We start from the raw sequence: 8,868 nt of genomic DNA, 5'->3' as shown, positions 1-8,868 counted from the left end.
TGCCAGTAGGCCGGACGGCATACGATATGTTCGTGGGAATACGTAAAGCCCAGCTCTTCCTTTCTGATGTCTCCATGTAAAGTACGAATAAAGCCCATATCGTTTCTCCTCCACTCTCTATAAAATTGGAACCTGGCCAGATCTCTAAAAATGCGTGTTCAACATTCAAAAAGTCAGCTGCTTTTTGAATAACCTCTAGAAGAACAGCTTCGCCAGGAAGTGCAGAATCGGCCCAATGATGAACATATCGGAATCAGCTGCCCACATGGCCGTATCCGGCACCGTCGAGGCGATAAAGAAGCGAACCATCAGAAACTGTCCCCAAGCGACCACGGTTGAAGTGATGAACCCGCCGATAACGGCCCCGCGGACACCGCCTGTCGAATTCCCGAATACCCCTGCCGTAGCGCCGTGGAAGAATAAGACGATCATCGTTGGCACGAAAATGTATGATACGGTGTTTCCAAGTACAAGCAGCCAGATAATCGCTCCGGCGAAAGCTCCCAGGAAGCCAAGAACCACCGCATTCGGCGCGTAAGGGTATACAACTGGCGCATCCAGTGCCGGTTTGGCGCCTGGTACCAGTTTAGTAGCGATCCCGTTGAAGGCCGGAACCAGCTCGCCGACAAACATCCGGACCCCCATCAGAACGATGGCGATTCCGCCTGCGAATGTGAACGATTGGATAATGGAGTAGATAATAAAGTTCTGGTCACCTGATTGTTTCATCAGCTCCGCTGCCGCCGGCGTGCCCTTCGTCGATAGAATAATGGCCCCGATCAGGAACAAAACTCCCATGCTGAGCGCAGTGATGACGTTGGAATCGCGAAGAAACTCGAAGCCTTTGGGTACTTTGATTTTCTCGGAATCGTTGTTTTTGTTGCCGAATAATTTACCGAACAAGGCAGCAAGCAAGGCAACCGAGGCCGAGGTGTGACCAAGCGCAATGTTATCGTTGCCCGTAATTTTACGCAGGAACGGCTGAACCAGCGCCGGCTGGAATGTCCAATACACACCAAGGACGACAGCGACCATCAGTACCAGCTTCCAGATCGGGATGCCGCTGGCCGCATGAACGATCACGCCCGCGAAAACGGTCGACGTCCAGAACATCATGTGCCCGGTCAGGTAAATAAATTTAAACCGGGTGAAGCGTGCCAGCAGAACGTTGATTAGAAAGCCGATGAGCATGGCGAGCGTAACGGCGCTGCCGAATTTGGAATTGAATGCCTCCTGCCCCATGAAGGTACCGAGGGTCCCGCTCTCCAATCCGAAGACTTCCTTCCACATCGGCTCAAATACATTCAAGGCTTTCACGATGACATCAGAGCCTGCACCGATGATGAGGAAGCCGATAATCGCTTTAAAGGTGCCGCTTACAAGCTGGCTCGTTGATTTCTTCTGAAGCAGAAGGCCGACCAGAACGATGAATCCGAGCAGAATGGCGGGCGTTCCAAAAATGTTGGTGGCAATCCAAAAAAGTACGTCCATATGCCCTCTCCCTTTCTAATGGTTTACAGCACTTCTTCCAGCTTCTGTTTGATTTCGTTAGTGTCGAAATAGTTGTTGACGATCACAATTTGGGCCGCATGCCCTTGAAGGCTTTGGGCCAGCTCGTTGCTTGTAATGATATAGTCGGCTGCGGTTCCGGATGCCGTTGATACGTCCGTATGCTCCACGTCGGCACTCACTCCCATACCGCTTAGCACGTTCTCCACATTCATTCTCAGAATCAAACTCGTTCCTTGTCCAAGACCGCATACGCATAAAATTTTCATTGTTCGTTCCCCCTAATGAGTTGTTGGATTGTCTCTACATCCGTTGCATGCATGAATTGTTCAATGCAGCCCGGACTGCTCAGCAAAGTGGTCAGCTTGCGCAGCATGGCGATATGCTCCGAACTTGAGGAGCCGCCAAGCGCAAACACAAGCTGTACCGGGTCGTTGGCGGCATGGCCGAATACGACCGGTTTCTTCAATCTAATCAGCGAGACGGACGCTTCCTTCACCCCATCCTCCGCACGGGCATGCGGGAGTGCAATATGGGGTGCAAGAACAAAGTACGGGCCTCTTTCACGATAAGATTTCACCATGGCGTCGGCATAACGTTCCTCCGCCGCACCCGCTTTTGCCAGCAGTTCTCCCGCTAAGCGGATGGCTTCTTCAGCCGTCTCGGCTTCAACCTCCAAGGCAATTAGCGACGGTTCCAAAAATTTCATTCTCATCTCTCCCAAATCCGGTATTCTAATCGATGCTAAAGACCGGTGTGTAATTGCTGCAGTATCTGTTCTTTCGTCTTGGCCTCTTTCAGACGGATCAGGCTCTCCTTCTCCCTGAGCAGGATGGTCAGCTCCGACAGCGCTTTGAGGTGGGATTCGCCGTCAATCGCCGCCAGTACCAGAATGATCTGAACTTGATGTCTTGCTTCTTCCGAGAAGGCGACAGGTTCCTCCAGCCGCAGCAGGCTGATGCCCAGCCGCCGGACACCATCCTGCGGCTTGCCATGCGCAATCGCGATACCCGGAGCAACGACGATATAAGGGCCGAGCGCCTCGACTTTGGAGATCATCGCATCAATATAGGCTTCATCGATGCGCCCATCCTTCAGCAGGGGCTCGGAGGCATCGCGTATAGCGCTCCGCCAGTCGGCAGCTTTTCTTTTCATTTGGATCATCTGTCCGGTGAGCAGATCCGATAGAGATGGCTTGCGTGCTTCACTCAGCCATGTTTTCCCAACGGACAAGTAATGGTTCAGCTCCTCCGTAAGACCTGCTTCGTCCCTAACCACGGCGTATTTATGGACGATATCGAGCAGTGCTTGAACCGAGTACGCCGGGGTCTTAGAATTACGGCCGGCAACCATGTTGACCTGGTTCAGCAGGTGCTCCTTATCCTTATCGCTGAGAATCGGATTCACTAAGAGAACGGGCACTCTGCTCTCCGGCAATGGGACCGTAGAAAAAATAAAATCAACGCGGTCTTCATCAAAGGACTCGTAATTCCGCAGCGAGAGCACCGCCGTAATATCCACTGCCGAGAAGAGGTTCTCCAGCTGCGATTTCAGCATTCGCGAAGCGGAAATGCCGTTGACGCAGACGATGGCTGCCTGCCTCCGTACGGCCGGCTTCGTGTTCTCTCTGCGCAGCCAGCCGCCGAAATGCATCGCGAGATATCCAATTTCGTTGTCGTCAAGTTGACGCCCAACCAGTTGTTCGAACGGAGCCGCGGATCGGCGGGTCAGCTCGAACACTTCCCTGTACTTGGATAGGATATTTTCGAGCAGCGGATTTTCAAGACCGAGTCCGTATACGATCCGGTAATAAGCCGGCTTTAAATGAACAAGCAGATTCTCTTCCATCGTTTCTCTGTTCGGCAGGAATACGCAGGCGTAACGCTGAAAATCATCCGTCATCTGTCTGGTCACTTGCCGAAGCTGCTTAAGCACCTCTTCGGATCCGGTCATCTGTTCCATCCGGTTAACCCTGGCTCCCAGTAAATGCATCGTAAAGTAGCAAATCTCTTCGTCCGGGATGGAGACGCCAAACAATTGGCCAAGACCTTCGGCAAGCCCTGCGGCGACTTCGTACTCTGGTTTCCTCCGCAGCACGTTTCGTTCATCTTCATCTATCGAGATAAACTGTCCGGTCTGAATCCGCCTTACATACAACAGGAACCGTGCCGTCAAATGAAATAACATCTCATCCGTCAAATCTACGCCCAGCGTTATTTCGCTATCCGAGATCAGGCAATACACCCGCTTCAGGTGACCTGACTTCATAGGGGGAAATAAGACTTGGGCGAGATCCGGGCTTTCCGATTCCGGATTCCGGCTAAATCCCTGCTCCCAGCCGGCATGACCGAAAATCTGCCCGAAGTACTGGCTTAAGGCCTTCCGCTTGTCACGCTCCTCCCCATGTACGCCATAGCCCCGCTTGCGGTCGTAGGTTACTTTAAGTTTCGAGATCTTCATGTCCGACCGGACCATATTCAAATCCTTGAGTACGGTCCCTCGGCTAACCTGCAAAAGGTCCGTAAAATGATGAACAAAGAGCGGAGCCTCCGCCGATAACAGATAAAGCGACATCCAGGCCATTCTTTCCCGCGGGGACAAATAATACTGCTGCATTTGAGGCTTCCCGGTAGACTGCGGAAGACCGGACCGGCTTTCATCCGGCAAATAATAGCCGACTGTCCTGACGTATTTGACCGGCGGAAGTTGAACCGCTTTCAAGTAGTCGTTTATTTTTTCCATATCATAATAAACGGTTCGTCTGGAGATACCGACCTTCTGCATCAGTTCTTCCAGCGACACATAATCGGCTGCTTCATGAAGCAGCGTCAAAATCCGGGTACTTCTTTCGTCCAGAATACGGCATCAACTCCTTTGCCGTTTAGTGTGGTACCTTTTGCAATTCGATTATACCCACAGGCAATTCATGAAAGACAGTTCAATTCATGGAGACCCTTTTGTGCAAAAATGAACTCAAGTGTATAAAGTTGCGTAGACCGCCAAAATACTTTTCATTGAATAACTCCGCGAACTTTTCAATTAAGTAGGTTATATGCACAAAAAAAAGCACAGGCTGCAGGGCCCATGCAAGATTTTGTTTACTTCCCGATCGCTATGTTAAATCAATGCCTGTGCATTCTGAAGTAAGTAACGTGCAGCATCGTTATGAACATGTTTGCCGCTCTGTGCTTGAATTTCGTGAATAAAACTGTTCAGTTTACCCTCGTCGATCTTTTGCCTCAAGCTGTTTGCGATGCCGTTGTTGTCAATCCAGCCGTCCTTCTCAAACCTTGCGACTAGCGCTTTGAGCGATTCGGTAGTCGCCGTCGTTTGGAAATCCACACGGGCTCTCCCCCTATTTCCTGCTATATCGTAAACTGTAATTTCAATTGAATGACTGCCCACCGGCAATGTATATAGCGGAATCGTTGCACCTTGTTCAACAGGCCGCCCGTCAAGCAACAAAGTTATCTTCTTAGAATCGACGCCGGACATATCGTCGCTTACATCAAATTGCGGCAATAAGTCCTGATCCATCCTGTAGCTTTCTCCTGCCGGATCTCCAAACGCAATAAGAGGGGCCTCAGTATCCAGATTAAATGCAATCATCTTCGCGGCCTCTACGTTACCCGTACCATCCTTTGATCGGTAGCTTATTGTATATTTGTCGTCTTGACTGAACGTAACAGGTTCAGTGTACGGCTGCCATGAGCTTCCCCCATCCATGCTGTATACCGATTCGGTTACTACCGAGAATGAATCCTCCGCGGCCAACGTTAGCGTTACAGGTCGGACGTACCAACCGTTCTCGCCGTCCGGCTTCTCCGGAGATAATGTCGCCAGCGTGCTTGGCGGAGCCGTATCCAGCGGCTCGAACAGAAGCACGGGCCGGTAAGCTGCATTCGTATGCTCCTTAGAGCCGTACATCACCCAGCCGGTCGAGCCATAGTTGGTCGTTTGTGCCAGCTGAACGGCGATTGTACGGTCACCAGCCATGGCTGCATTCACTTGTGCCGTTACATCCAAGGTTGCCGGCGTCCCGGCTGCCGGAACGGTCCAGCTCCCGATTAGGCTGCCGGCGGCAGGCTTGTTGTTCCATGTCATGCTGTTTTCGGTCCATGCATGATTGCTAACTTCAAAAGCGACGCCTTGTGTGTTTGCGAGCCCGGCACTTGTCGGAACCAGGCGGATTTGCGCGCTTTTGACTTGATCCGGCAGGTGAGATAAATCAAATTTCAAGTAGGAGTAGCGGTGATAACCTGCGTTTGGATCGTTTTTGATAACCAATTGATCGGAAGATCCGAAATTGGTGTTTGCATAAGACCCGCTGCGCACGTAGACATCGTCGGAAGGCAAGATTACGTATCCAAGCGTTACGAATAATTCATTGGATGCGGCGCTTTCGTTACCGGCGCCATTAAGGGCTTTTATCGTAAAATAATACGTTGCCCCATCGGCTAGCCCTGTGACGGTATACTGGTTATTTCCGCTGACTGCGGATATATCCACGGTATTCGTATAGTTGCCGGGCGCTGTCCCGTAATAAATTCGGTATCCTGTCGCTCCTGCGCTTGCGGACCATTTCAGCGCAGCTGAACCGGGTTCTTGCAGGACTTCGATCAATTGTGGCGCCACTGGCGGCGTCGTTGACCCTGTGCTCAGCTTAGCCAGGAACGTTTTCCCGATCGCTCCCGCCGTATTGACTTCCAATACCGTCGTCGGTGCAAACTGCTTCACTGTAACCCCCGGGTCGAGCAACAATGCGCCGGTTGTCGCACGGTGAATTTCGACTTCAATAGTCCCTCCGTTTGCTTGGGTCGGATCTGAAACCCCGATTTGCAGCTCATCTCCGCTCTCAACGATGGTGACGGATGATTTCTTATTGCTGGTCAAGTAATCGGCTCCATTCACTTGAACGGTTTCAACCGCATCCTTCCAAAAGTTGGCGCCGACCGCCATTTGATCGCTGGTATCCATAACCGCCTGTACGTTTCCCGTGTTTTTCAAAACCTTAAAGCCCGGGTTCGCCGCATAGTCGGCCGCCTCATTCGTTGTCGCCCCCGGATAAACGGCATAGACATAGGAAGCTTGCACCGGATCGATACCGTGCTTCAGCGCAAGGCTGGCGTATTGCGCGGATAGAAGCTTATCGCTTCCATCGGCGTTGATATCCTTCCAGGAGCCGGACTTCGTTTCTCGCAGACCATGAACCGTCGCCCCTCCAGGGAATACGTACGCGATATCCGCTCCTGGTATGCTTCCTCCAGATAGATGCGCCCACTGTACGCCTGTCATCGCCTCCGCCCACCCCGTCGCAGTAGGCTTAACCGTTCCATCAACCGTCAACGTATTCGAACCGTTCTCATTCAGCTTGCGATTTTCAACGATCGTCTCTACTGATCGACCTCCGGTGCTCGAAATGTCGGATCCGAGCGCTATATATTTGTCGCCGAATAGAAACCATGACTTTTTGCCGGATAACGGAGTACCCGTGTTTTTCGACATCGAAAATTGCATGCCGACCGTACCGTAAGGGCCATCAATCGATGAACCGCCTACCCAATTCGATGTATTGAATTTGAAGCTGAACGAACCCACGCTCCCCGTAGAGCCGTCCGTTGTCGTTCCCGGTAATCTCACCGGATCGATCGTTGGCCAATAGGCCCCCGAAAACTGCGTCTGGTCCGCATTGTACAAGTAGGCGGCGCCTGCGCCTTGCCACCATGGCTTGGTATTTTCGCCGTTGCCGTATTCAAAAGCCGATATCCGCGTCGAGAACATACCAAGCGCCAGGCCGAAATCAGGCCTTAAGTGTACGGCGCGATCCATCCCTGCGAATACATGGGTATCGATCATATCGCCTGCGGGTTCAACGGATGGATCGCCAAGCAGTGCTTTGATTTTGCCGATGCTGAAAATGGATAGCCCCTCCGTATAACTCGGGAACGTTGTATCCGACATCATTTGGCCTTTGGCAATTTGGCGAACCGTTGCGGCATCCCGAGCGTTCAGGCCGTCGGCGAGCATGACGAGTGAAGCCAGAATTTTCCGTCCCGCCTGGTGATCCTGTGAACTTTCGCGCGATATTGCACGCCCTCGCACCGTATCCATCATGGCGCCTTTATATAGAAAAGGACGGTAAGCCTCCGTTACCCAACGAATGACATTCGCGATATTCGGGTCCGTCACATCCCAACTCGAACCGCCTAGAAGATACAGCAGCTTCGCCATATCCTCGAGCAGAACGGCACCGTAGCTTCCTGTATACGCGACATAGTCATGCTGGATAAACGAACCGTCCTCGTAAAAGCCGTCCCTGCTCTGTACATACAACAACACCTGGCTGATCGCGTCACGGCCTTGAGCAATCTTGGCATCCGATTTATTCAGCACGCCGCGCAAAGAGACAATTAGCGCTTTATCAAGCCGATTCGCACCGGTCTCCCGGAGCGAAGGAGCATTTGTGCGATAGGTTGGATCCGGAACGAATTTATCCAAAGCCTTCGTGTAGTTAGTTTTTTGCGTTGCGGACATTTGATCATAAATCAAGACCATCGCATCCGTCAGATTCATCGGCACGCCGATTTCCCAATCCCACCAATTTCCTGTCTCGCTCTTCGTTTCGTTATATTTGTGCGCATACATCCAGTCCAGGCCACTTAGGATGTCTGCAGCCAGCTGTTCATCCCCTTTGAGGGAAGACCCCGTTGTGGAATAGGCCAGAGCCATTTCCTTCAGCCTTACATAGTTGGATGAGATCGTGCTGGAGACACTCCAATTCGCCAGATCGCTCCACAGATAAGTTCGTCCGGCGTTTGTGTTCATCGCTGACCAGTGCTTGTTCGCGTTGGTTTCGATTTGGCTGAGTTTCGCTGCAATTTCCGGGTCCGACGTGTCGATTGCCGTCCCCCCGGTCAAATATACATGCCACCTCTCTCTCAGCAAATCGAACTCATCTGCAGCAGTTGATGCTTGTACGGGTCCGGTAAACAACAAAATGGGATACAGCATGAAACTGGTGAGAAGAGAAACCACAACACTTTTCCGCCAACGTAAGTTCATCACAATATCACCTTCCATCATCAAATTAGACTGCCAATGGTTAGCCCCAGCATCCTTTTGCATGAATTCCGTCTGTTACATCACCCCCCTCCCGGCTTTAACGCCATCCGAATGATCCAATTCAGGCGTGAGATCGAGAAAAAGCCACATTCAAATCCCCAGGTTGCATGGTGCATCACAACAACATTCTCAAAGAACGAGGTAGATTGAATATGGCTCAGATTGAACGGATGAAGATTCGAAGCTTTTTCAGAACTCTTCTGGAAATCTATATTGAAGGAAAAATACGTGGGATAG

Annotated in this window: 5 protein-coding genes; all 5 read right to left on the bottom strand. The window is 51.5% G+C overall.

Annotated elements, in window-relative coordinates; translation table 11 throughout:
- Positions 1-195: 195 nt before the first annotated feature.
- The 5 genes from DP091_RS14495 to DP091_RS14475 all read right to left on the bottom strand — a co-directional run bounded on the left by DP091_RS14495 (position 196) and on the right by DP091_RS14475 (position 8,571).
- Positions 196-1,491: a PTS ascorbate transporter subunit IIC gene (locus tag DP091_RS14495; RefSeq protein ID WP_113058963.1), complete on the bottom strand. Its 1,296-nt coding sequence runs from the start codon at positions 1,489-1,491 to the stop codon at positions 196-198.
- 23 nt (positions 1,492-1,514) lie between these two features.
- Positions 1,515-1,778: a PTS sugar transporter subunit IIB gene (locus DP091_RS14490; protein ID WP_113058962.1), complete on the bottom strand. Its 264-nt coding sequence runs from the start codon at positions 1,776-1,778 to the stop codon at positions 1,515-1,517.
- Positions 1,775-2,218 (bottom strand): PTS sugar transporter subunit IIA, encoded by a 444-nt coding sequence (locus DP091_RS14485; protein WP_113058961.1) that lies wholly within the window; start codon positions 2,216-2,218, stop codon positions 1,775-1,777. Before DP091_RS14485 ends, DP091_RS14490 begins: the two co-directional genes overlap by 4 nt.
- A 35-nt stretch (positions 2,219-2,253) precedes the next feature.
- Positions 2,254-4,365, bottom strand: a complete 2,112-nt coding sequence (locus DP091_RS14480; protein WP_258394518.1) for a BglG family transcription antiterminator — start codon at positions 4,363-4,365, stop codon at positions 2,254-2,256.
- 261 nt (positions 4,366-4,626) lie between these two features.
- Positions 4,627-8,571 (bottom strand): polysaccharide lyase family 8 super-sandwich domain-containing protein, encoded by a 3,945-nt coding sequence (locus DP091_RS14475; protein WP_181469809.1) that lies wholly within the window; start codon positions 8,569-8,571, stop codon positions 4,627-4,629.
- Between the last annotated feature and the right edge of the window lie 297 nt (positions 8,572-8,868).

The sequence above is a fragment of the Paenibacillus sp. MDMC362 genome (genome assembly GCF_003269305.1).
GTDB lineage: Bacteria > Bacillota > Bacilli > Paenibacillales > Paenibacillaceae > Paenibacillus_AQ.
Note: the sequence above shows the minus strand (reverse complement) of the source record. Positions and strands in the feature narration are given on the sequence as shown.

Bases quoted from the DNA above. Each gene is read 5' to 3' on its own strand.
- DP091_RS14475 (WP_181469809.1), bottom strand. From the start codon at position 8,571: ATGAACTTACGTTGGCGGAAAAGTGTTGTGGTTTCTCTTCTCACCAGT.
- DP091_RS14495 (WP_113058963.1), bottom strand. From the start codon at position 1,491: ATGGACGTACTTTTTTGGATTGCCACCAACATTTTTGGAACGCCCGCC.
- DP091_RS14490 (WP_113058962.1), bottom strand. From the start codon at position 1,778: ATGAAAATTTTATGCGTATGCGGTCTTGGACAAGGAACGAGTTTGATT.
- DP091_RS14485 (WP_113058961.1), bottom strand. From the start codon at position 2,218: ATGAAATTTTTGGAACCGTCGCTAATTGCCTTGGAGGTTGAAGCCGAG.